Below are 23004 nucleotides of genomic sequence, written 5' to 3' on the forward strand. Positions count from 1 at the left end.
CTGCAGGTTTGACAGGTAACGCGAACGGTAGGTCATCAGGCTGTCAGCGACTTCCAGAACGGTCTCGAAAATCGGGCTGGGAACTTCAGGCATTGGCACAAACGAATTTTTCACCAGGCTGATGATCTGCAGCGATCGCTCCACGCGCCGCCCCAGTTCGAGAAATCGAAATGCCTGGGTACGAGTCATGCTTTCCATGACAATCCCGCTGAAAGCGGCCAGTTCGGTAATCAGGTCGTCGGTAATCGTCAGCACGTCCGACAGGTTTGTTGTCCCGTAGCGGGGGGGCTGGAAACCTTTGTCGATACGACGAATGATGCGCCAGGTATCGAGTGAAATCCGGTCGCGTACAATCGAACCCAGGCGGAACAGTTCATCCACGATCGAACGGAGCGAGGTCGACTGCGATTTATCGAAGACGGCGGTTGGTAAAACGTGTTCGATGGCGGGTAGCTGGTGTCGCATTTTATCGATGGCGTAACCTGGTTCAATCTGTCCCTGATCAGCCAGGCAGCGCAGGAGCACCGGAACTTCCAGATCACTGGTGGAACGCGTTTCCCCGCTGAGTCGATTTACGGCGCTGCGTAATAATCGAGCCAGTGCCTCGGCCCGTTCGAGTTGTCGTCCCAGCCAGAAGATATTATCTGCGGCGCGACTGGGCAATTCTGAGCCGCTTCGCTTGAGCGAGATGGTTCGGCCCTGTTCCTTCAACAGTGTGACATGTTCGACGGGCTGGTCAGAGAGAATCCAGGCATCTTTACTCCCTTCCCCTTTGCGAATCGAAACTTCGAGTGGATCCAGGTTGGGGGAAGTCCGAGCGAGGGCACCCTGCATGACGGTATAAGAGTCGCCGCTGATGACAGCATAGGCACGCAGCGACAGATGTGCGGGCTGAATCTGTCCTCGCCAGACGGGCATGCTGGAACGGATGACTTTTTCCTGGGCAGCGAAGTCGGAGGGTTTCGACCTGATCAGTTCTGCCAGCTTCTTGGGTGACATCTGATTGAGTGACTCGACCGAAGGGTTGTCTCTGCCACGAATCCGAAACGTGGGATAGATGGTGAGCTTTTCCAGATTTTTGAGCACATAGTTTAACTGGTCCGGGACACCGCACCACCAGGAAGCGACGCCTGGCATCAGCAGTTCTGTTCCCAGCAGTGATTTACACAGGCGCGGCATAAACGCCATGAACGCAGCAGATTCCACCAACCCACTACCCAGCGCATTGGCGATGCCAACCTGGCCGGAGCGGGCAGCCTGGGTGAGTCCCGAAACGCCGATTCGGGAGGAGGCATTCAGTTCCAGGGAATCGCAGTCGCGACTGTTCTGACGACGGAAAATGACGTCCACCGGAATCAGTCCGCCGAGCGTTTTCAACATCACCTGGTTTTTACGGACAGCCAGATCGCCTCCTTCCACCAGGGTATATCCCAGGTAACGTGCGAGATAAGCGTCTTCAAAATAATTCGGGCTGGTCGGGCCATGGCTCAGCAGAACGACCCGCGGGTTTTCCAGGCTCTGGGGTGCCAGTTTTCGCAGCGATTCCTGGGCAGCGATAAAGAACGGGGCCAGCCGTTCGACGTTGCACTGATGAAACAGTTCGGGAAACATACGAGAAGTCAGAATACGGTTTTCCAGTGCGAAGCCAATCCCCGAAGCGGCTTCCGTCCGGTCTGCCAGAACCCACCAGTTACCGTTGGGAGAGCGGGCCAGATCCGCTGCGTAAAAGTGCAGGAAGCAGTCATTGCGCAACTGATCCCGATGGTAGCCACGCAGGAATCCGGGATGGGAGTACACCAGTTCGGCGGGCAGATCTCCCTGCTTCAAGAGTGTCTGTTTGCCATACAGGTCTTTCAGAATCAGATTGAGCAGATGGGCTCTTTGTTTCAGAGCCTTTGAAACCGTTTTCCATTCGGCTGATGAAATCAGAAAGGGAATCGCATCCAGCTCCCACGGGCGAGGCTGGTTTTTGGGAGTGATCACCCCACTGTACGCAAAATCGTTGGCCTGCACGGTGCGTTGGGCCTGTTGCCAGCGATGTTCAAATTCCTCCCGGCCAATTTTGACAACCGTGTCCAGGAACTGCTTCGATTGCGGACGCGGCTGTCCCGAGTCCAGCAGGAACTCGTCGTACACTCCTTCGGGAGGCGTGTAACCCTGGAAAATGTTGTTCACAGAGAGCGGCGGTGTCGACACGATTGGCAGTTTTCCTAAAGGTGATGCGATGAATCAAAAGCGGGTGTGTCTGCATCCTGCCAGGATACAGACCTCGGGCGATCGGAAATTCCACACCCACATGGCAGGAACAGGTTCCTCCCTGAACCCGGTACTCAGCGAGAGTAATCTTACACGATGCCCCGGTTGCGGCGAAGGTCAAGTGTCAGCGGAAACATGGCATTTTTTTCATCTTCAGGTATTGAACTGGTGCCTCCCGTGTGACCCATCTTGAAAAATCGACCTGCACGGCGGCTTTCCGCCTCGTAGGCGTTTACCGGAAATGTTCCCGGATTGAGTCCGCCGGGATGCCCGACATGGTACGTACACCCGCCAATAGAACGAGTGCTCCAGGTGTCGACCAGGTCGAATACCAGTGGTTCATCGACGGGAATCGTGGGATGTAGACAGCTGGGTGGCTGCCAGGCCCGGTAGCGGACGCCGGCGACAAATTCGCCTTCTGTACCCGTAGCATGCAGGGGGATCTTACGTCCATTGCACAACAGGATGTGCCGTCCATTCGACATCCCCTGGACTTTAACCTGCAGACGCTGCACGGATGAATCCACAAAGCGGGCAGTTGCGCCTCCCGCGGGTTCTTCACCCAGAACGTACCATGGCTCGATCGCCGTTCTCAGTTCCACGTGAACGCCCCGGTATTGCATCTCACCGATATGAGGAAAACGAAATTCATAGTGTGGCCCGAACCAGCTGGCGTCCAGATCAAAGCCTTCCTCATTTAAATCAGAAATAATATCTTCGAAATCCTGTTGAATGAAATGGGGAAGCAGCCAGCGATCGTGGAGGGAAGTGTTCCAGTCCACGAGGTCGACTTTGTAAGGATCGTTCCAGAAACGGGCGACGAGTGCCCGCAGCAGAAGCTGCTGAGTCAGGCTCATCTGCCAGTGAGGTGGCATTTCGAATCCGCGAAATTCCACAAGACCGAGTCGGCCCGTCGCGCTGTCAGGTGAATAGAGCTTATCAATACAGAATTCGGCGCGGTGTGTATTACCGGTCAGGTCAACCAGCAGGTGTCGAAACACCCGGTCGACCAGCCACGGGGGACATTCTCCTTTTTCGGGAATCTGTTCGAAGGCAGTCTGGAGTTCGTAGATCGCATCCCGCCGGCCTTCATCAACGCGTGGCGCCTGACTGGTCGGTCCAATAAAGCGTCCGGAGAAGAAGTAAGACAGGGAAGGATGGTTGTGCCAGTAGCCCAGCAGGCTTTTCAATAAATCAGGTCGGCGTAAAAACGGGCTGTCGTGCGGCGTGTAGGAGCCCATCACAAAATGATTGCCTCCACCGGTTCCATTGTGAGTGCCGTCCAGGTCAAACTGTTCGGTTCCGAGTCGCGATTGACGCGCGTCCTCATAGACGCCGGAAGTGATCTCTACCAGTTCCTGCCAGTTTTTGGCAGGATGCACGTTGACTTCGATCACACCCGGGTCGGGAGTGGCTTTGATATGTTGCAGACGATAGTCATTGGGAGGCAGATAACCTTCCACGATAATCGGAATTTCCAGTTCCGCTGCCGTCTGTTCCATTTCCGCCAGCAGTTCCAGGTAGCTTTCCAGATGATCGACCGGCGGCATGAAGATATGCAGGACGCCATCACGGGGCTCAAAACACATGGCCGTGCGGATGACCGCTGGTTCCAGGGGAGGCGCTTCTGCTTCGGGTTCCTGTTCGAGGTCGATAGTATCAAATCCACCCCCGGCGCCCACTCGCTGCAGGACCTGATGTTGTACATTGCCTGTAATATGCTGCGCGGACTGATGATGGGCAGACTGCTGACGCAACTGGTCGTATTCAGGAAGATCACTGGTGGCTTCGAAGGGAACCACCGGGTTCGGGGCGTATTCACCCGGCCTGGGTGCCGGTAAAGAATCCAGTGGCAGACGCAATCCCATGGGAGAATCACCGGGAATCAAAAACAGCTGTTCCGAACGGACGGGCCAGACGCCACTCATCCAGCGGGGTTTCGCATTCCACCACTGATGCATCAGAGGCAGCATGCAGCCGACCGGGGAACCGAGGCCGCGTTCGAAGACGCGAGCCAGCCGAATGCGTTCTTCTTCGTCGACGAGATCGGAGTTCATCACGTCGGCATTGACTGCCAGGCGACGTTCCTTCCACATGTAGTACATTGCATCTTCGTAGGCAGTGGCGACATTTTCGGAGTCGACTCCCAGCCGTTTTGCAAGGGTGGTGGCAAACAGCTGCGCCTGTTCCACATCGTGGTCGTAATTTTCTTCCGGCGCTGCCAGCAGCATATGATCGTTCCAGATGGGCTGACCGTCGGTGCGCCACATGCAGGTTAATGCCCAGCGTGGTAACGATTCGCCGGGATACCATTTGCCCTGGCCATAGTGAATCATGCCCTGCGGGGCAAAACGTTGTCGCAGCAGTTCAATCAGGTTTCCGGCGAGTCCGCGTTTGGTGGGGCCGACAGCGGCGGTTTTCCATTCGTCGCTATCCATGTCATCGATGGAAACAAACGTCGGTTCGCCCCCCATGGTCAGGCGGACGTCTCCCGCTTCCAGTGCCTTGTCGACCTGGTGCCCCACACTGTCAATCCGCTCCCAGACTTCATCCGTATAAGGTTTGGTAATGCGGGGATCTTCATGCACGCGTGAGATGGACATTTCATGGTGAAACGTAACTTCACATTTTTCGACCGTACCTGCAATAGGAGCCGCGTTGAGAGGTTCGGGAGTACAGGCCAGGGGAATGTGACCTTCACCGGCAAATAACCCGGATGTCGGGTCCAGACCAATCCAGCCGGCACCGGGCAGAAAGACTTCGGTCCAGGCATGCAGGTCGGTGAAATCTTCGGCGGCACCGGAGGGGCCGTCCAGAGATTCGATATCGGGTTTCAACTGTATCAGGTATCCGGAGACAAAACGGGCCGCCAGCCCCAGATGCCGGAACAGCTGTACGAGCAGCCAGGCACTGTCGCGGCAGGAGCCGCTTCCCAGCTGCAGCGTTTCTTCAGGCGTCTGTACCCCATGTTCCATACGAATGACATAGCGGACCATCTGCTGCAGTCGCTGATTCATGCCGACCAGAAAATCGATGGTCTTGATTTCAGAACGGTCGATCGAATCAAGCAGGGCTGCGAATTCGGGCCCGGGCTCAATCGTATCCAGAAAGGGTTGCAGGTCTTTCTTGAGGATTGGTTCGTAGGTAAACGGGTAGTTGGTTGCCTGTGGTTCCAGGAAGAAATCAAAGGGATTGATCACCGTCATTTCGGCAACGAGATCGACTTCGACCTGCAGCATATTGGTCTTTTCCGGAAAGACGAGGCGCGCCAGATGGTTGCTGTGTGGATCCTGCAGCCAGTTCACAAAGTGCTGGACGGGAGTGACTCGCAGCGAGTAACTGCGGATCGGGGTGCGGCAGTGCGGTGCCGGGCGAAGGCGAACCAGTTGCGGTGCCAGTTCGACGTAACGATCGTAATGGTAGATCGACTTATGGTTCAATGCGACGCGGATCATGATGTTCAATCAATCGTAGAAGAAGGATAAATTCGCAGGAATATAATACTTGAGCGCTTAGCTGATTTGTGACTGGCTGTTTTGACTGGCAGATTGAGTTTGAATCTGTCCCTGGTTCCCTGCCTGCTGCGATGTGGTGAAGAAGTCTTCATGAATCGCTTCGCCGACCGAGTTCAACTGATTCTGAAAGCCGTCAATATACTGGTGCAATCCCTGCTGAATAATATCCTCGACACTGGTGTAGTCCATGGTGGAGCACAACAGGCCCATACGCTGTTCTGCCAGATTCAAAAACGTTCCGGCTGTACTTCCCGTGATGCAACGCAGCGACTCCTGAGCTTTTCTGAGGCAGAAGTGCATGGCACGGGGAAAATAGGTGTCTAAAATTAAAAAGTCCGCTACCCGGTCCGGGGTGATTTTTCCGTATTGCCTGCGGTACATGGCCAGTGCGCTGGCGGATCTTAACAGGGCTGACCAGCGGACCACATCGAGTGCCGTACCGACATCCCGGGCATCCGGCAGTAATATGTAATATTGTACGTCCACAATCCGCGAAGTTTTGTCGCCACGTTCAATCAGCCTGCCGACTCGAGAAAAATGCCAGGCTTCCCCATGCGACATGGTGGCTTCTGTTGCGCCGACCAGCATATGGCTGGCCAGTCTCACGCGTTCGCAGAACTCCTGCGGCTGATCGAGGGTCGCGGGAGTTCTCGCAGCCGAACGTACCATAAAATAAAACTGATTCAGTTGTTCCCAGACGACCGTGGGAATGATTTCACGAATGGTTCTGGCATTTTCCCGTGCATACGAGACACACGAGAGAATCGAATTCGGATTTTCTTCATCGAATAACAGAAACTTGAGGACATTATCCCGATTCGGTGCCCCGTAGCGTTCCTCGTAAGGGATCTGGTCGCCGGTCGTATAAACCAGGGGCGCCCACTGGTCGCCGAAGGAATCGGATTCACCCAGAGTCAAATTGTAATTCACGTCAATAAACCGCGCTACATTTTCAGCACGTTCAACATAACGACTTAACCAGTAGACGGAACTCGCAACACGACTGAGCATCAGAAACTCTCCAAAGCTGTCGACCCCTGGGTTGCCTCAGGATAAGAGTGTCCATTACGCAGAATCCAGGTGTCTTTACTTCCTCCCCCTTGTGACGAGTTGACAACCATTGATCCTTTTCGGAGTGCAACACGCGTCAAACCGCCGGGCATCACATAGATTTCTTTACCACAGAGAACAAAAGGCCTGAGGTCCACGTGCCGCGGTTCAAGCTCATCGCCGATCAGAGTGGGCACCGTTGACAGTTTTAACATGGGTTGTGCAATCCACTCGCGTGGATTGGATTTAATAGCGGCGGCTGTTTTGTCACGTTCTGCCTGAGACGAATGTGGTCCCATCAGAATTCCATACCCCCCTGACTCGTTAGTGGGCTTCACCACGAGTTTGTCGAGATTAGCCAGTACATGCTCACGCTGTTTGGCGTCGGAACATAAAAAAGTAGGCACATTAGGGAGAATCTGTTCCTCGCCCAGGTAATATTTGATGATATCCGGCACATAAGCATAGACGGCTTTATCGTCTGCGACTCCGGTGCCAGGCGCATTGGCCAGTGTGACGCGACCGGCCCGACAGACATCCATCAGGTGATCGACGCCTAACGCGGAATCGGGACGGAAATTGACAGGGTCCAGAAAGTCATCATCGATACGACGATAGATGACATCGACCCGACGCAGTCCTCTGGTGGTTTTCATGAAAACGTATCCGTTTTCCACAACCAGATCCGGACCTTGAACCAGTTCAACGCCCATCTGCTGGGCGAGGAAGGTGTGTTCAAAGTAGGCTGAATTATAGATGCCTGGCGTCAAAACGACCGCGGTGGGATCATTCACACCTTCCGGGGCGCAGTCCAGCAGTGTTTTGAGTAACTGCTCGTTGTAGTCTTCAATGGGCGCAACCGACATGCCCTGGAAAACGGGGGCAAAGGTGCGTTTCATCAGTTCCCGGTTTTCCAGAACATAGGAAACGCCGGAGGGGCAGCGCAGATTATCTTCCAGAACGTAGATCTGTCCGTCACTGTCACGAATCAGATCGACGCCCGTGATATGACACCAGACACCCTGGGGGGGATGAAACCCTTTGCATTGTGACCGCAGTGTCTTTGAGCTGTAGATCAGTGCTTCAGGAACGGCTCCGTCCTTGATGATTTTGCAGTCGTTGTAGATATCATCGATAAACAGATTCAAGGCGTGAATCCGCTGTTTCAATCCGCTTTCGATGATCTTCCATTCGTGGGCGTCAATGATGCGGGGGAGCAGGTCGAAGGGCCAGACTTTTTCGGTACCGGCTTCGTGGCCGTAAACATTGAAAGTAATTCCCATATTCTGCAGTGAGATTTCCGCTGCTTTCTGACGCTGCTGCAGGCTGCCTTCCGTCAGGGCCTGCAGTCGCTCTACAAAACGCTGCCCGCTGGGTCGTGGTTGACCATCCGGCGCAAACATTTCGTCAAAAGTATCACTGTACTGATAGGGAGCTAACCTCATCTAAACGATTCCTCAACGAGCCTTTTAAGACGGAATTGCTGTAAATCTGATGTTTGAAATGCAAATTAAGCAGATTGCGTGCCGTATTAAGCAAGTAATCGTTGATAACTTGAATCTATGATTAAAATCGCCTTACTTCGCGAATCTCACGCCACAGGTACGCGCACTAAGACAGCAGATACTTCAGGCGTTTGCCTTATAATTAAGCACGGCCCATTATTAAGCCGGAAAGCTTATTTACGTTCAGCATTATCTGGTACTGTGCAGTAGCCGGAGCTTGAGATCTGGCAAAAATCGCTTTACTTCAGCATAACACAGCGGCGCGCAATTCGTATAGATCAAGTCTCGGGATTCAGGATCAACTCAGATAAAGATATAGGCTTTCTCCGATTTGAGGGATCGAGCAGATTAAACTGTGTCCAGTTCCACTGGGAGTGAGAATCATTGATTAAGAAACGCTATGGTTCAATGTGATTCGAATTAGTTTGCCGACTTGAGATCGAAGGCGAACTCATTGGCTCCGGATTTGACTTCCAGTTTCAAGGGACTGGACTTTATCTGGCGTACCGTTGCAGGGATGTTTGCGTATTCTTTTACTTCAGGTGGCGCCTCTCCGGGGATGAGCGGTTCCTGGGGAGGAGGATTTACGGTAACTACATATGCTCCCAGGGCAACACTCTCCAGGCTGGCGGTTCCTTCACTGTTTAACGCGGCACCGCCCCCTTCTCCGGTCTGCTCATTGACCAGATCGATCTGACCTTCCGTGACAGGTTCTGTTCCATTTGTAATCTGAATAGTGACAGAGCCACTGGGTTTATCAGAACCTGGAGTGCGACTGCAGCCGGATAACTCGAGCAGGAAAAGCAGGGCGCAACCGCTGATGACCAGTGAGTGTTGCAGGGTGCTGCAGGCAGCTTTAGGGATGGTATTGTTCATTTTTGTGTCTGAAGATTCAAATAAAGAAGTGTACTGGAAAAAATTCCCCGACAGATTGCACAGCGGCAAAATCTGTCGAGGAGAACAGGAAGGATGGATTAATACTCGCCTACCACTTTTCCGTCGTCTCGGACGCAGAGCTGTTTGAGGGTTTCCATATCGACATTCTCGGAAATAAATCGAACGGAACCGTCAGTCAGAACGGCATGGATTCCGCCTACATGATGAGAGTTGAGGATTGTGTTCGCCGAATAGGCACTTGAGCCCGGTGTTGGCGAGCCGGATTTCCAGTACGCATTGGGGGGGTAACGGACTGTGGTTGTTCCCGCTGCATAATAGTAGCCTCCGGAAGCCATGGGCAACGTGGTGCCGGCATTCCAGGTGGACAGGGTGGCATTCGCCCAGCCATGCCAGGCACCCAGTGCGTTTGCACTTCTTTGAGTTCCATTCACGAGTCCGGACTGTTCCGCCAGAATGATGGTGTTGGATGTGCCGTCAGTGCAGTCACGAAAGCGTCTGCTGACATAAGGGATTAACATGCCGGTATTACAATTGCTGGAGCTGCTGGCCAGCACATCGCCGGTGCAGACATTCAAACGACCAGCCGGGTCGGGAGTGGCGCCTGATATCCCGACGTAGTCAATGATCATGCTCTGCAGGCTGGAATCGGAGTTACTGTCAGACAGACTGAAATCTGTAGTATTCGTCATGCCATTCGGATTTGAAGGGCATTTATAAACGGGCAGCCTCACAGAGTACAGGATTGTATTTCCGGGAAATCCCGAGTGTGCCCAATAGCCATTGGCTCTCGTTAATTGAGAGTACACATTCGCCTGATCAATATAAGGCAGAATGGCAACACGCCAGTTGGGATAGGACCCCGTCTGTGTTCCAATGGGTAAGGAAGTATAGATTTCATTGTAGTTATGCATCGCCAGTCCCAGCTGCTTCATGTTGTTCTTGCAGGTGGAGCGTCTGGCAGCTTCGCGTGCCTGTTGTACGGCGGGCAGTAACAGCGCGATCAGAATGGCAATGATGGCAATCACCACCAGCAATTCAATCAGCGTAAAGCCGCGCTTTCGTGGTTTGTTATTCAACATGGTAGGATTCCTGTGAGGATAATGAAGGAGGGATTTACATACATGTTGCATAGTTTATGCAATTCGGGTGCCATTGTTAATGATTATTATAAAATAAGGTTAAAAAAAGAGGTTGTGGGGTAATCCTGGCAGAATTACAGGCAGAACTCTTACGAAACTCCTCTCTCCGGCGGCGATTGTTCATATTGTAAAGTACATGATTGTAAAGACATAAGTGTTCTTCTTCCGCCCCATGGTTTAAAGGACGATGCAAATGAACCGGTGAGAGGGCGCGTCTTGGACTGGGAATGAGACTGCTCAGGAAATAATCAATCTCTGCATGATTTGATGGAAGGGAACGCCCTGACGTGGGATGGCTGAGTGATGGTCAGAGAGAGTTTGACGAGGGAGCGATTATTGTCCCGGTAAGGGGGGCCGCGGATCAGAGGGGAGATCCAGGGGAGTGCCTGGCATCCAGAGCATGCGGCTGGTATCGGTCAGTCGCTGTTGCACCAGAAGATCGGAGATTTCTGTGAGTCGATCCAGGACGAGACCATGGAAGCTGTTTTTCTCAGAGGCGTCGCCTGCGGAAATGCCGGTAAACAGTTCGATGGCCTGGTTCAGATTGGACACAGCCCAGACATGAAACCGGCCCTCCTGGATCTTCTGCACGACATCATCGCGCAATACGAGATTCTGAACATTGGACGCGGGAATACACACGCCTTGTGTGCCCGTTAATCCATAGGCGAGACAGACATCAAAGAAACCTTCAATTTTTTCGTTCACACCACCGATGGCCTGGACTTCACCAAACTGATTGATGGATCCCGTGACAGCAATGTCCTGTCTCAGCGGAACTTCAGAAAGGGCGCTGAGCAGGCAGAGAAGTTCTGCAACAGAGGCGCTGTCTCCATCAATTCCGCCATAGCTCTGTTCCATGGCGATGCTGGCAGTGAGAGTCAAAGGCTGTTCGCTGGCATACAGGTTGCGTAACAGTCCCTCCAGGATCAGCATGGCTTTATCATAGGTGTTGCCGCTCATGCGGCTTTCCCGTTCAATGTTGATGATTCCCGCCGTGCCCACACCAACACTGGCTGTGAGCCGGGAAGGGCGACCGAAGGCATAATCACCCAGATCAGCAACCGCCAGGCCGTTGATCTGACTGACGCGGGTGCCTTCCAGCTGGATCAGCAGTGTTCCTTCTGCAATCAGGCCCCGGATTTTTTCGGCAACCATGTCAGAGCGAAAGATGCGTTCCTGCATCGCCTGACGAACATATTCCGGCTGAACGACTTTCTTTTTGTCTCTGCTGGCCCAGAAACTGGCTTCGCGGGCGACATCCCCGACATGACTGAAAATGGATGTGACTTTATTCTGATGATCGGCCAGTCGGGAGCCAACGCGCACCAGTTCTGCCACCGCGGGGGCATTGAAGGGCAGCAGTCCCTCTTTCTCAGAGAGCTGGCGTATCAGGCGTCCATAAATCACGCCGGTCTCCTGGTCACGGTTCTGTTCGTCATTGAACTCTGCTTTCACGCGGAAGATTTCCCGAAAATCTTCATCATGCAGATACAGCAGGTGGTAAATTAAAGGTTCCCCGAACGCCACCAGGCGGACCTTGAGGGGAATGGATTCCGGTTGCAGTGCTGATACGGTAAACATGGCGAACTGATCCTGGATCTGAATTTCCAGCGACTGATTCTTGAGAGTCCGTTTCAGTTCTTTCCAGACGAAGGGCTCAATGAGCGCATCCATCAGATTGAGGATCAGGTATCCTCCATTCGCTTTCAGCAGGCTGCCCGCTTTAATGCGTGTGAAATTAGTAATCACCCGACCGGCGCGATCAACAACGCGTTCAATCGTCCCGAACAGATTGCGGTAGTTGGGAGCATCTTCCACGATGATCGGGGGTTCTTTTAAATGACTGTTATCCACTACCACATTGACACGATAGTCCATGAAACGCAGTTCCGGATCAGCGCCTCCTTCCGCTGCCAGCAACGCCGCGGCCTGTGGTGGCATATCGGCCGTATCACGAAAGAGGTTCAAATGGTTGATGACATGGTTTTTGAAATGGGACAGCCAGTCTTTAAGTTTGGGGCTCTTGAACTTCTGTTGAAGTTCATTGACAAGCGGGTCGACAATCTGGATCGCAAAGCGGCGGGCGACTTCCCTGACATCAACGGAGAGCTGTCGTTGAATTTCCCGCTGTTCCTGCAGGACGCGTCCTGCCATACCGACCAGTTCGTCCTGATGACTTTCCAGTTCCTGCATTTCTTCCGGCGTGAGTTTCTCGATTTCCTCCTGAGTCATGGGCCGATTATCTTTGAGCGGAATAAACAGGATTTCGCCATTGGGCATCTGCTGCACAGTCAACTCATGCTGGCCTGCCTGTTTCTGAAGTTTGTCAAAGACTTCTTCGCCCCGCTTGCGGTAGATCTGGCGCAGTTTTTCTTTTTCATTTCCGAAATCTTCTTCTTTGAACGCTTTCGGCAGAGACTCCTGCAGTTGCTCGATCAGTGATTCCATTTCTGTGCGGAACTGAATTCCCTGACCGGCGGGCAGACTGATCGCCAGTGGGGAGTCGGGCTCATCGAAGTTGTTAACATAGATCCAGTCATCCGGGATGGAATCATCCAGAATCCGTTCCCGCAGCGCGTGCGTGATGAGTTCGTTCCGCCCGGTGCCTACAAGTCCGGAAAGATAGATGTGATAATTCGGGTGCCTGATGCCAGTACCCAGTTCCAGCGCCCTGACGACGCGTGGCTGCCCGACGATTTCCGTCAGGGGCTCCAGTTCCTGTGTCGATTTAAAACCGAACGATTTCGGATCCAGTTTTAATGTCACTTCTTCAGCGGTCAGTTCACGGAATTCCGTCTGTTCGGTCATAAAATTCTCACCAGTCAGTTCGGCAGTTAAGCAGGGGGACTGAGTTTCTGTTTGGGGATTTGCAGACGCAGGATGCCGGCCTGGTTTTCCCGTTTGACATGCAAAGGGTCGACAGGCTGCTCGAGAGGGATGCGGCGGACAAAACTCCCCTGTCGTCGTTCGATACAGATTCCCTGGGCAGACTGCTCTACGCAGCCGGATCGTCTCCAGCCGGAAATCGTCAGAGTATGTTCATCCACGGTGACGTGGATTTCATCCGGATCGACGCCGGGAACGTCGGCTTCCACCAGGTAAAAATCAGGCGTCTCGAAAATATCAATTTCCGGCTGCCATTTACCACTGGGGGGACAGATTCCCCATTGTCCATGAATGAGTTCATCAAATGCCTGATCAATCTGCTGCTCAAGATTTCGCAGGCGGATCGGCTTCCACGGTAAATGTGACATCGGGACTCCTGCAGGAATTTATAAGTAACAATAAGGAAACCACGTCTTAGACTTCCAGTTTACCCTGATTTCCGGAAAGCGTCTACAAATAGTCAAATCTTGCGGCAGGCGGTTTTCCAGTAATCCCAGGTTCCGCTGAGTGGTCAGCGCGCAGTACGAGCGATATTCGATCAGTTTTAGACGATATTTTCCCTCAATTCGGCTCAGAACAGGCATTTACCAGCCAGGGGGCCGTGGCACATGACTTGCTCTTATATTATCTATCTCTAAATATAAAAGGAGGAACAACTATGGCTTATCATAAAGTGCAAGACATCCTCGAGCTTGTGGAGTCATTTCATAAACAGATGCGCCACGCATTGGATCAAGTCTCGCAGGAAGCAGATTCTGACGGTGTTGAATGGCTATCTAAAGAATTACGACAGCATGAATTACACTGGCAGGCTGCTCTGGCAGGGTATGAAAAACAGGTCGCAGAAGGTGTGCTTGATACCTGGTTACAATATTTTCCTGATGAGGAAGTCCGTCACCAGATAGATTCAATCGAGATCAAGCAGGGTATGACTATTGAAGAATTGACCGATTTGAATGGTCGTTTCCGCCAGGCTTTGATAGACCTGTACGAGACACTCTCGCAGGCCTCCTCGGCTCCCCGCGTCCATGACCTGTTCCAGCAGTTGCTCGAACATGAGCAGTCAGTGGTTTCAAAACAGAGCCGGAAACAGCAGGATTCGGAACTTGTGGAAAACCGAAGCAGGAAACGCGCTTAATCTATTCCGTGCGCATTAATCACAAAACCCCGCCGGATTTCAATAGGGAATCCAGCGGGGTTTTGTTTTTGATTCAGGAGAACGCGTGATTACAGATTTCCTGAAGCGGTCCAGGCTACGATGCGGTTCCGGTCCACTTCAGTCGATCATGTTTGAGGTCCTGCTCTGTTTCGAAAAAGAGTTCCTGAAAGATGCCCCTGAGTTGATTTCGGTTGGCGCCCCAGTACTCTGCTTCAGAGACGTTCACGCAGATCAGTGCCAGGCTTGGATCTGTGAATCCCTGGGGAAACCACTGCTCCAACTCATCTGTCCAGAGTAGCTCGATTTTCTGCCGGTCGTGTACCAGCTCTGCCTGACCCGTGATCGAAATATAACGATCTTGTTCCGGATTTGCATAAGCCAGATTGACCGCGCTCTGCTTTACAATTTCGCTGACCTTAGGATCGTCCGCGTGTGTAAAGAACCAGAGCTGTCCTTCAAACTCATGTTGTGCTGTAATCATAGGGCGGCTCCTTAAGCCACCGTCCTCCGATCGGGTCGTCAGCATCGCAATATGGATATCACGAATCATCTCACGCAGCGCCTCGATCGATTTCTGACGCTCTCCTGAATCAGTTTCTGTATGGTCCATCTTCGCCTCTTCTTTCTGCTGATTGAAAGGCTGACCTGTTACAGGTGGAATAAGTTGATTCCCCTGCAAAGGTCAGCTCTGTTGCTTAAATCAAAAACTGTCAAGCCAGTCCATTACTCAGACTGTATTGAGATCAGATCATGATTTAAGCTACGCACCCGCAACAAGCTGTTCGCCGGCTTCGCGCCAGGACTCTGCTCCCCCTTCATAGTCAAACACGTGCGAGAAGCCTGCTGCCTCCAGTTTTTGAGCAGCCTGTGTGGATGAATTACAATCTTCGCTTGCGCAATACACAACAACGGTTTGATCTTTACTGCCAGCCGCCTGTTCTACCTGAGAAACAAAATCATCCTGTTCCTGGGGGATATTAATGGAATTCGGGATATGTTCCTTCTCAAAGGACTCGTGGGGCAGTGTGTTCACCAGAATGCCTTTTTCATTGCGCTGCATTTTGCCACGTAACTCTGTGGTGGAAATATTCTGCATGATTTATCTCCTTCTGAAATAATTTCGTTTAAAGTGAATACTGCAGAAAAAGAGTGCAAACATCATTCCAACAGAAGCAATCCTGGCAGGATTTCTGGCATCAGATAAAGATAAAGCAGTTCGCTTGCGTCGCGTGTTGCTAAACCCACTGTTGACAGCAAACGCCACGGGGAAATGTTGGGAGTTTGTTTGTATCAGTCCAACAATCAGGCAGGTTGTAAATGATTGATATATCGGTTTCGATTGAGAGGCGACAGTTTGCCGCACGGAAGTGTGACAAACTGGCTGTATTCACCTGGCGACTTCAGTCCCGAGGGGCATGAAACCCGCTAGTGATGTTGCTATACTGAGCAGGCCTGAATCAATTATCTCGAACTCTGTTTCAAATGATTGCCGGCGATTCAATGACATTATTCGACTTATCACAAAATTCAATCTGGCTCAACTTTCTGCTGTTTTCACTGTTCGCAGTGGGCGTCTGGTACGCGGGTTCAAAATTAAGCCTGTACGTCGATCTGATTGCAGATCGCACCGGGATCGGCCAAGCCTTTGCTGGTGCATTACTGCTGGGAGGCGCCACCAGTCTGCCGGAACTGGCAACCACGATTTCAGCCAGTGCATCCGGCGCTGCTGAACTTGCCGGCAATAACCTGCTGGGAGGCGTCGCCATGCAGATTGCTGTTCTCGCGGGTATGGATGTGATCTGTCTGCGAAACCGGCCTCTGACATTCTTTTCACCCAAGTCGGCATTAATACTGCAGGGTATTTTTTTGATTCTGATGCTGAGCCTGGTCAGCATGATTCTGGTGTCAGGAGAATTGATTACATGGGCGGGGATCGGACTGTGGCCCGTGATGCTGTCCGTAATGTATGGATTCGGACTCTGGTCATTTCATCGTTATGAAGGGGATCCGCGCTGGGAACCGGCGGGGGAACTGGAACAGCCGCCCGAGTCCAGTCGTGATCTCAAAGACGTCCATCAGGCGGAATACCAGTCGGTATCGACCCGTGGAATCATACTCTGGTTTTCTCTGGCTGCGTGTGGGGTTCTGTTCTGTGGCTATCTGGTGGCGCGAACGGGGGAAGTGCTGGCAGAGCAGACAGGTCTGGGGCAGAGCCTGATTGGTGCTACCCTGGTGGCATTGGCAACCAGTCTGCCTGAGGTGAGTACGACCTGGTCTGCCATTCGTTTTGGCGCTTACAGTATGGCCGTGGCGAATATTTTAGGAACGAATGTGCTGGAAGTGGTACTTTTCCTGCCGGCGGATATTGCTTATCGCGATGGTTCGATCATCGAAGCCATGGATCCGTCTGCGAGTTTCCTGGCGGCGCTGGGAATCGTGCTCACCAGTATTTATCTCTGGGGGATTCTGGAACGACGCGACCGCACGATTCTGGGCATGGGATATGATTCTGCCCTGATACTCCTGTTTTACCTCGGCGGAATGGGATTGTATTACACCTTATCGATCTGAATTTTCAGAGGAGCAACCAGCGGGCCCCGTGGTGAAATCATGAGATGAAACCGTCAGCTCGTGCCACATTAAAATCCGCGGAGTTCAATTGCTTCTTTGACGCGTCGTGTTCCGATCGTGTATGCGGCTTCCCGTCTGCTGATGCCCATCGACTGTGCTGATTCCGACATCTGTTTCCAGGCGTTGTGCAGCGTTGTTTCCAGCTTGTTATTCACTTCGCTTTCTTTCCAGCTGTAACGCTGTCGATTCTGAACCCACTCCAGATAAGAGACAGTTACGCCCCCCGCATTCGCCAGCAGATCCGGAATGACAGGAATATTTCGTTCCTGCAGGGCGGCGTCGGCTTCTGCTGTGATGGGCAGATTGGCTGCTTCTACAATCATTTGTGCCCGCACCTGGTTGACATTGTCCTCGTGGAGCGTCGCTTCTATTGCTGCGGGAATCAAAATATCAACATCCAGCGCGAGCAGTTCTTCGTTGGAGATTTCTTCCGCGGAGAAATCGATCTGTTGCAGAGCAGGATCGTCGTCTGCTTCGTTTATCCGTTTGATGATGCCGGGAATATCCAGTCCGCTCCCCTGGTAGAAGCCACCATGCCGATTGCTGATGGCCACTACTTTTGCACCGAACTCGTGCAGAATATTTGCAGCGTGACTGCCGACATTGCCAAAACCCTGAATGGCGATCCGGGCATCCTGCAGGTCGATCCCCAGCTCTTCACAGGCCCAGCGTGTTACCAGCGCCACGCCTCGTCCCGTTGCTGCCAGTCGACCGGCAGAGCCAGCCAGTTGCAATGGCTTACCTGTGACAATTCCCGGCTCATAACCATGATCCTTTGAGTGGGCTTCCATAATCCACGCCATTTCCCGGGGACTGGTTCCCATATCAGGAGCAGGGATATCCCGATCCGGTCCCAGCATATCATCCAGTCGATCTACAAACCGTTTGGTGAGGACTTCCAGTTCAGAACAGGTCAGCTCATGGGGGTTACAATTGATGCCTCCTTTGGCACCACCGAAGGGAAGATCGACCAGCGCACATTTCCAGGTCATCACGGAAGCCAGGTCACGGAAGTGGGGTAAATTGACATCGGCGTGAAATCGCAGACCGCCTTTAAAAGGACCACGGCTGTGATTATGCTGCACGCGAAAACCGGTATAGAGTTTCAAACCCCCTTGATGACAGGCCAGGGGCAGTCCGAATTTGATCTCGCGATAGGGGGTGATCATCAAATGCCGCATCTCATCGCTGATCCCCAGTCGATCCAGGGCCGGGTGCAGAAACGGGCTGATTGCAGATTCCATTGGGTTCAGTCCTCCTCTTTCAGTTGAACCGGATGAACTCAGCTGTGCGATTCCCGATACCATAAGCGAGGCGGGTGACTGGCATGGTTAGGAATCACTGCGAACATCAGCAGTAACAGTCCGGTGACGATATGATTCTGCAGTGCCGGTATCACCTGTTCGGGACTGGCGAAGCGTCCATAACAGATCATCACGATTGCCAGAATCGCGGTCGCCAGATGGATGTGTCGCAAAGGGGGCCAGTACGAGAGCAACGCAAACGATATAATCAGCAGGGCACAAAGCCAGTCCATTACCCAGAGCATGGTCTGAGACTCGGCATGTCCAAACACAAACGGGCTGATGGCCAGCCAGCATCCCAGCATGAATTCTACTATCCGCGACCACATTATGCTGTTCTCCCTGTTCCCGATTCTGCAGCAGAAGCCACCATTTCACTGGCGATCTCGTCGGCGATTTCCGAAGGCTGTCCCCACAGAACAGACCACAGCAGACGTTTGTCATGCGTCTGCTTCCAGACCCGATACAGCAGTTTGAGAGACGCAAATACTTCATCGTAAGCCATCACTACCAGGATCAGAGAAATTACTGCTGTCAGCAGACAGAGCAGACACCACTGTCCGACGATTGTTCCCTGGCAGATGACGAGGATGACACTTACCAGTCCCAGGGGAATCACGTCAATTCCGAACAGGATCACCAGCCAGGGGCGATACTGCCAGCGACGTGTCGACCCGGCAATGCCAAAGATCGCATCACCAAGATATGCCAGCGCGCCCAGCGCCGCATCGGGGATTCCGAACCAGTGATGCATCATCAGCGCCACATCAGATTCGAGGACGCGACGCGTCTGATCTCCAAAGACAGGATCCCAGGGGGCAGCGATTAAATGCCATTGAAACAGCGCCATGTGCGTTGCCATCACAAATGCGATCAACGCCAGAATGCAGATCGGAATGCGTTGAGACCAGGCTGACGGGTTGTAATCAAAGGGGGGAACAGCGACATTCAGATCCGCCTGCTCCGCCGGGTAGCCTTTGAACGTGAGCTGGCTCATTTGTGAGCCCCCGTCGATTGCTGCTGTTCCAGTTCTTCCGGAAGGGGTAATCCATTAATCTGATACCAGCGCTGCGGATCGGACTTCAGGCGTTCGGCCATTTCCGGCAGGGTATTTCTTAACTGATGTTTCGGCTCCCATCCCAGAAACTCGCGGGCATGATCTATGCTCACCGGGTAATTCTGATCTGCCAGATCAATCATCCAGGGCTTGATGAATGGCGCGTCTTCTTCGTCTGACATCTGATCTTTCACCCAGGCACCCGCCTTGGCGGCCATTTTGGGAATCCGGATCGACGGCCACTGGTCGCCATGCAGATACAGGCCCAGTTTCTCCTGCAGATCTTCGTAACTCATCACATCCTCTTCACCGATGATGAACAGGCTATGCAGTGGCAGGTTGATTCTCCGTTCGACTGTCGCCTGGAAACAGGAGACGAGGTCATCCAGATGCAGAAAAGACTGGCCACAAGACAGGTCACCTGGGAAGAAATAGCTTTCCAGCTGTTTTTCATAGATGCGGGCGATCTGCTGTGAGATGGGAATGGAGTGGCCGTCTTCATCATACACGCCAGCCAGACGCAATATCACAGTGGGGATCCCCCTTGCTTCCTTCTGGATGACATCTTCTGCCGCCAGCTTGGACTTGGGATAATCCCATTCTGCATCAAGGGGAGAATTTTCCCGAATCGGCTGTCCCTCTTCAGAAGAAGCCTGTACCAGCAGCGAACTGGAGAATACAAACTGCTCGACCGTGAAATTCTGTAATCCCTGCAGCAGTCGCCGGGTTCCTTCGACGGTCAGGTCTTGATACAGCGGACTGGGTTCGCCTGAAAAGTCATAGTAGGCAGCCAGATGAATCACACTGGCGATTCGGTCTCCGTGCCTTTGTTTCAGCGTCTCCAGTGCGTGGGAGACGGCAGCATCATCGGTAAGGTCGCAGGGAATCCAGTCTGCCTGGTGCTGATCCTGTTCCGCGGGAAGCGGCTCCAGGTCAAAGGCAACCACTTGGTAATCTGCTGTAAACGCGTTAACCAGCCGAGAACCGATCAGACCTTCGGCACCGGTAATTAAAAGTACGGGTTTGTCATGTATCCGTTGATTCATGTTCTGCTCTCTTTCAGTTGAGGTGAATAAAGCAAGATCAGTGGCAGGTTACGCAACTGGAATGCCAACCATGTATTTTTGGTCGGAATCCTCATAAATCGGCATGATTCTACGACGCGTTGTCATCGCGGGGGTCCGTTTGGACATCGATCCCACCCTTTATCGGGAAATGATCCCCGATATATCAGGCGATTCCCTGCTGTTACGGCGATTCCTGTGCTGGTATCGCTACTACAGGCGGTTTCGACAGTAAATGCGTCAGTTTGTCCTACTCTTTGATCGGTGAGCGTCCAGTCTGATCGAAAAACTGCCGTGTTGAATTTATGGAACATGCAGAAACTCCTAGATTTCGGAACTGGCACAGGCTTTGCAAAGCCAGAATCTCAAAGTTTTCCAACTTACATCAGGGAGCGGACCATGTTGAAACAACAGACTATTTTGATCATTGAAGATAGAAATACAGGACAGGCAAGTCTGTCTGATTTTTTGAGCCAGCATAACTTTCATTCGATCACAGTCAGTCATGATCAGTTGACAAATCGCACGATCGACCAGAGCGTGGATCTGATTGTGATTGATCTAGATCAGAGTGATCAGGCAACTTTAGATCAGCTGCGGTACTGGAAAATTCATAAGCCGCAGACACCCTGTATTGTCGTGTCCCGTTCGGAAGATATCGATGCCGCGGTGACCGCAATGAAGCAGGGCGCAGCCGATTATCTGCATAAGCCGGTCAATCCCGAGAAACTGATTCATTCCATCATTGCCTGTCTGCGTTCAGTCAGACATGACGCTGACAATCACAGCCACCGTCAACCGACTGCGCAGCAGGGGTTTGAAAAAATTGTGGGCCAGTCCGGATCCATGCAGGAAATATTTGAAGATGCCCGCCGTGTGGCGCAGACTGACAGCACAGTGTTGATCACCGGCGAATCGGGTACGGGAAAAGAACTGATTGCCGAGGCCATTCATCAAAACAGCCCCCGGGCAGCAGAACAGTTTGTGACTGTGAATATGGCTGCGGTTCCGGAACACCTGGTTGAAAGTGAACTGTTTGGACATACCAAAGGCTCCTTTACGGGGGCTACGGAATCCCGTCGGGGTCGCTTTGAAGCAGCCCATGGTGGCACACTGTTTATCGATGAGATCGGTGATTTTAAGCTGGAGTCGCAGGCCAAACTGCTGCGGGTCCTGGAAAATCACACGATCACGCCGATCGGCAGTAACCAGGATCGCCACGTGGATGTTCGTGTGGTCGCGGCGACCAGTCATCATCTCGAAAAACTGGTTGAAAAAGGACGTTTTCGAGAAGACCTGTATTACCGTTTGAATGTGATTAATCTCAAACTGCCTCCCCTGCGTGAGCGGAATGAGGACATTTCGATGCTGATCGACTGCTTTCTGAAACAGATCTGTCATCAGATTCATCGAGAGATTCCTGAACTCTCTCCCGACCTGCAGCAGTATCTGACCACACATACCTGGCCGGGAAATGTGAGACAGTTGCGCAACTGCCTGGAGAGCATGGTGGTCCTCTCGAAGTCGGGGCGGTTGACCATGGATGATCTGCCTGACATGTTGCGGAATGGAGAAGCAGCCCATGATGGCATTGTTATTCCGGAAGGAATTCGTCTGGAAGAACTGGAACGCACGGCGATTCAGCAGACACTCAGCCGCAATCATGGGAATCGCACGCATTCTGCAAAATCACTGGGAATGTCGGTTCGAACATTGCAGCGCAAACTCAAAGCCTGGGGCATCCGGGAACAGACCCGCTCCTTCTCACGCAATGGTGACTCTTAATCGGAGATGAACCACCAGCCTTGCATCGATTCAGGTTTGTTTCGGAAATAGTGACGTTGTCAAAGTTGCGTTATCGGCTATAACGCCTCAGATTGATATGTGTTTCACTGCTTCTGTTTCAATTCAAGGCTTGATCATGTTTGGCTGGTTACGGCGAGATCCGCGAAAAAAACTGGAAACCCGGTACGCAAGCAAGCTGGAACAGGCACGCGATGCCCAGCGCAACGGAAATATTCAGGGTTACGCACAGTTGATGGCAGACGCGGAAAGCATTCTGCAGGAAATCGATCGTTTGCCGGACCCGACTGCAGAAACCGGAAAATAATACTGGCGTAAAGTATTTAATGTTTTAAAGTCACAGCAAATACTTCGGCGTCATCCAGATGCAGTCGCAGCATATACTTGCCCGCCGGCAAATCTGCCAGGGTCTGTTTCTTCCACCCGACGGGATGCGTCAAAGAATCACCAGTTAACGGATTTGAATCCGCTTTCGAAAAGCCGGGTATCCGAAAACCGGTTGCCGTCAGCAGTTCGACCTGGATCTGACCTGCTGTCGCATTTGCATTGACGGTGATTTCCTGTATGTCTTTCAGATCCAGCGGCTTGAGTGTCACCTGTCCGATGTTCTTAAGTGGTTTTTTCAATGTGGACTGCGCACTGGACTCCACTGGACGAATTCCGGCGAATCGATCCAGAGGCAGCGTCGCCAGCCCCACACCGCGCCACACCTCGACGGCGGCGACCGACAGGAGC

General features: G+C 52.5%; 18 protein-coding genes and 1 pseudogene. 4 read left to right on the plus strand and 15 right to left on the minus strand.

What is annotated here, in order from left to right; translation table 11 throughout:
• The 8 genes from AACZ40_RS17460 to AACZ40_RS17495 form a co-directional block, all read right to left on the minus strand.
• On the minus strand, nt 1-2196 hold a 2196-nt coding region (locus AACZ40_RS17460), incomplete at its 3' end, for a circularly permuted type 2 ATP-grasp protein (protein WP_339675210.1).
• A 149-nt stretch (nt 2197-2345) separates the two neighbouring features.
• Nucleotides 2346-5711 (minus strand): transglutaminase family protein, encoded by a 3366-nt coding sequence (locus tag AACZ40_RS17465; protein ID WP_291179455.1) that lies wholly within the window; start codon nt 5709-5711, stop codon nt 2346-2348.
• 57 nt (nt 5712-5768) lie between these two features.
• Complete coding sequence (locus tag AACZ40_RS17470; protein ID WP_291179452.1) at nt 5769-6782, minus strand: alpha-E domain-containing protein; 1014 nt, start codon at nt 6780-6782, stop codon at nt 5769-5771.
• A complete protein-coding gene (locus tag AACZ40_RS17475; RefSeq protein WP_291179449.1) occupies nt 6782-8266 on the minus strand; it encodes a circularly permuted type 2 ATP-grasp protein in 1485 nt (494 codons plus the stop codon). The genes AACZ40_RS17470 and AACZ40_RS17475 overlap by 1 nt, the downstream gene beginning before the upstream one ends.
• Nucleotides 8267-8746: 480 nt before the next feature.
• Complete coding sequence (locus AACZ40_RS17480; protein WP_291179446.1) at nt 8747-9202, minus strand: hypothetical protein; 456 nt, start codon at nt 9200-9202, stop codon at nt 8747-8749.
• Between the two features lie 98 nt (nt 9203-9300).
• A complete protein-coding gene (locus tag AACZ40_RS17485; protein ID WP_291179443.1) occupies nt 9301-10302 on the minus strand; it encodes a DUF1559 domain-containing protein in 1002 nt (333 codons plus the stop codon).
• Nucleotides 10303-10695: 393 nt separating this feature from the next.
• Entirely contained in the window at nt 10696-13173 is a 2478-nt protein-coding gene (locus tag AACZ40_RS17490; RefSeq protein ID WP_291179440.1) for an ATP-binding protein, read from the minus strand.
• 26 nt (nt 13174-13199) lie between these two features.
• Nucleotides 13200-13619, minus strand: coding sequence for an Hsp20/alpha crystallin family protein (locus AACZ40_RS17495; protein ID WP_291179437.1), 420 nt, complete (start codon nt 13617-13619; stop codon nt 13200-13202).
• Between the two features lie 290 nt (nt 13620-13909).
• Here AACZ40_RS17495 and AACZ40_RS17500 point away from each other — a divergent pair, with 290 nt between their 5' ends.
• Nucleotides 13910-14389 (plus strand): hypothetical protein, encoded by a 480-nt coding sequence (locus AACZ40_RS17500; RefSeq protein WP_291179435.1) that lies wholly within the window; start codon nt 13910-13912, stop codon nt 14387-14389.
• Nucleotides 14390-14504: 115 nt separating this feature from the next.
• Here the strand turns inward: AACZ40_RS17500 and AACZ40_RS17505 are convergent, their stop codons facing one another.
• Complete coding sequence (locus tag AACZ40_RS17505; protein ID WP_291179432.1) at nt 14505-15020, minus strand: pyridoxamine 5'-phosphate oxidase family protein; 516 nt, start codon at nt 15018-15020, stop codon at nt 14505-14507.
• 150 nt (nt 15021-15170) lie between these two features.
• A complete protein-coding gene (locus tag AACZ40_RS17510; RefSeq protein WP_291179429.1) occupies nt 15171-15506 on the minus strand; it encodes a rhodanese-like domain-containing protein in 336 nt (111 codons plus the stop codon).
• A gap of 404 nt (nt 15507-15910) precedes the next feature.
• Here AACZ40_RS17510 and AACZ40_RS17515 point away from each other — a divergent pair, with 404 nt between their 5' ends.
• Nucleotides 15911-16981 (plus strand): sodium:calcium antiporter, encoded by a 1071-nt coding sequence (locus tag AACZ40_RS17515; protein ID WP_291179426.1) that lies wholly within the window; start codon nt 15911-15913, stop codon nt 16979-16981.
• A gap of 68 nt (nt 16982-17049) precedes the next feature.
• Here the strand turns inward: AACZ40_RS17515 and AACZ40_RS17520 are convergent, their stop codons facing one another.
• The 4 genes from AACZ40_RS17520 to AACZ40_RS17535 are packed head-to-tail and all read right to left on the minus strand — an operon-like array spanning nt 17050 to nt 20448.
• The gene (locus AACZ40_RS17520) at nt 17050-18285 is read right to left on the minus strand and encodes a Glu/Leu/Phe/Val dehydrogenase (protein ID WP_291179423.1); all 1236 of its coding nucleotides are present in this window, start codon (nt 18283-18285) and stop codon (nt 17050-17052) included.
• A gap of 38 nt (nt 18286-18323) precedes the next feature.
• Nucleotides 18324-18674 carry an SPW repeat protein gene (locus tag AACZ40_RS17525; RefSeq protein ID WP_291179420.1) on the minus strand — a complete coding sequence of 117 codons (351 nt, stop codon included), beginning with the start codon at nt 18672-18674 and terminating at the stop codon, nt 18324-18326.
• On the minus strand, nt 18674-19342 hold the full coding sequence (locus tag AACZ40_RS17530) for a vitamin K epoxide reductase family protein (RefSeq protein WP_291179417.1): 669 nt from the start codon (nt 19340-19342) through the stop codon (nt 18674-18676). Before AACZ40_RS17530 ends, AACZ40_RS17525 begins: the two co-directional genes overlap by 1 nt.
• Nucleotides 19339-20448, minus strand: a complete 1110-nt coding sequence (locus tag AACZ40_RS17535; RefSeq protein WP_291179414.1) for an NAD(P)-dependent oxidoreductase — start codon at nt 20446-20448, stop codon at nt 19339-19341. The genes AACZ40_RS17530 and AACZ40_RS17535 overlap by 4 nt, the downstream gene beginning before the upstream one ends.
• A gap of 417 nt (nt 20449-20865) precedes the next feature.
• Here AACZ40_RS17535 and AACZ40_RS17540 point away from each other — a divergent pair, with 417 nt between their 5' ends.
• Nucleotides 20866-22251: a sigma-54 dependent transcriptional regulator gene (locus tag AACZ40_RS17540; RefSeq protein WP_291179411.1), complete on the plus strand. Its 1386-nt coding sequence runs from the start codon at nt 20866-20868 to the stop codon at nt 22249-22251.
• Nucleotides 22252-22387: 136 nt separating this feature from the next.
• Nucleotides 22388-22576: a DUF6435 family protein gene (locus AACZ40_RS17545; protein WP_291179408.1), complete on the plus strand. Its 189-nt coding sequence runs from the start codon at nt 22388-22390 to the stop codon at nt 22574-22576.
• Nucleotides 22577-22592: 16 nt separating this feature from the next.
• Here the strand turns inward: AACZ40_RS17545 and AACZ40_RS17550 are convergent.
• Nucleotides 22593-23004, minus strand: a pseudogene (locus AACZ40_RS17550) (hypothetical protein); the annotation flags it as partial.

This window comes from uncultured Gimesia sp. (assembly GCF_963972345.1).
In the GTDB taxonomy this organism is placed as follows: domain Bacteria; phylum Planctomycetota; class Planctomycetia; order Planctomycetales; family Planctomycetaceae; genus Gimesia.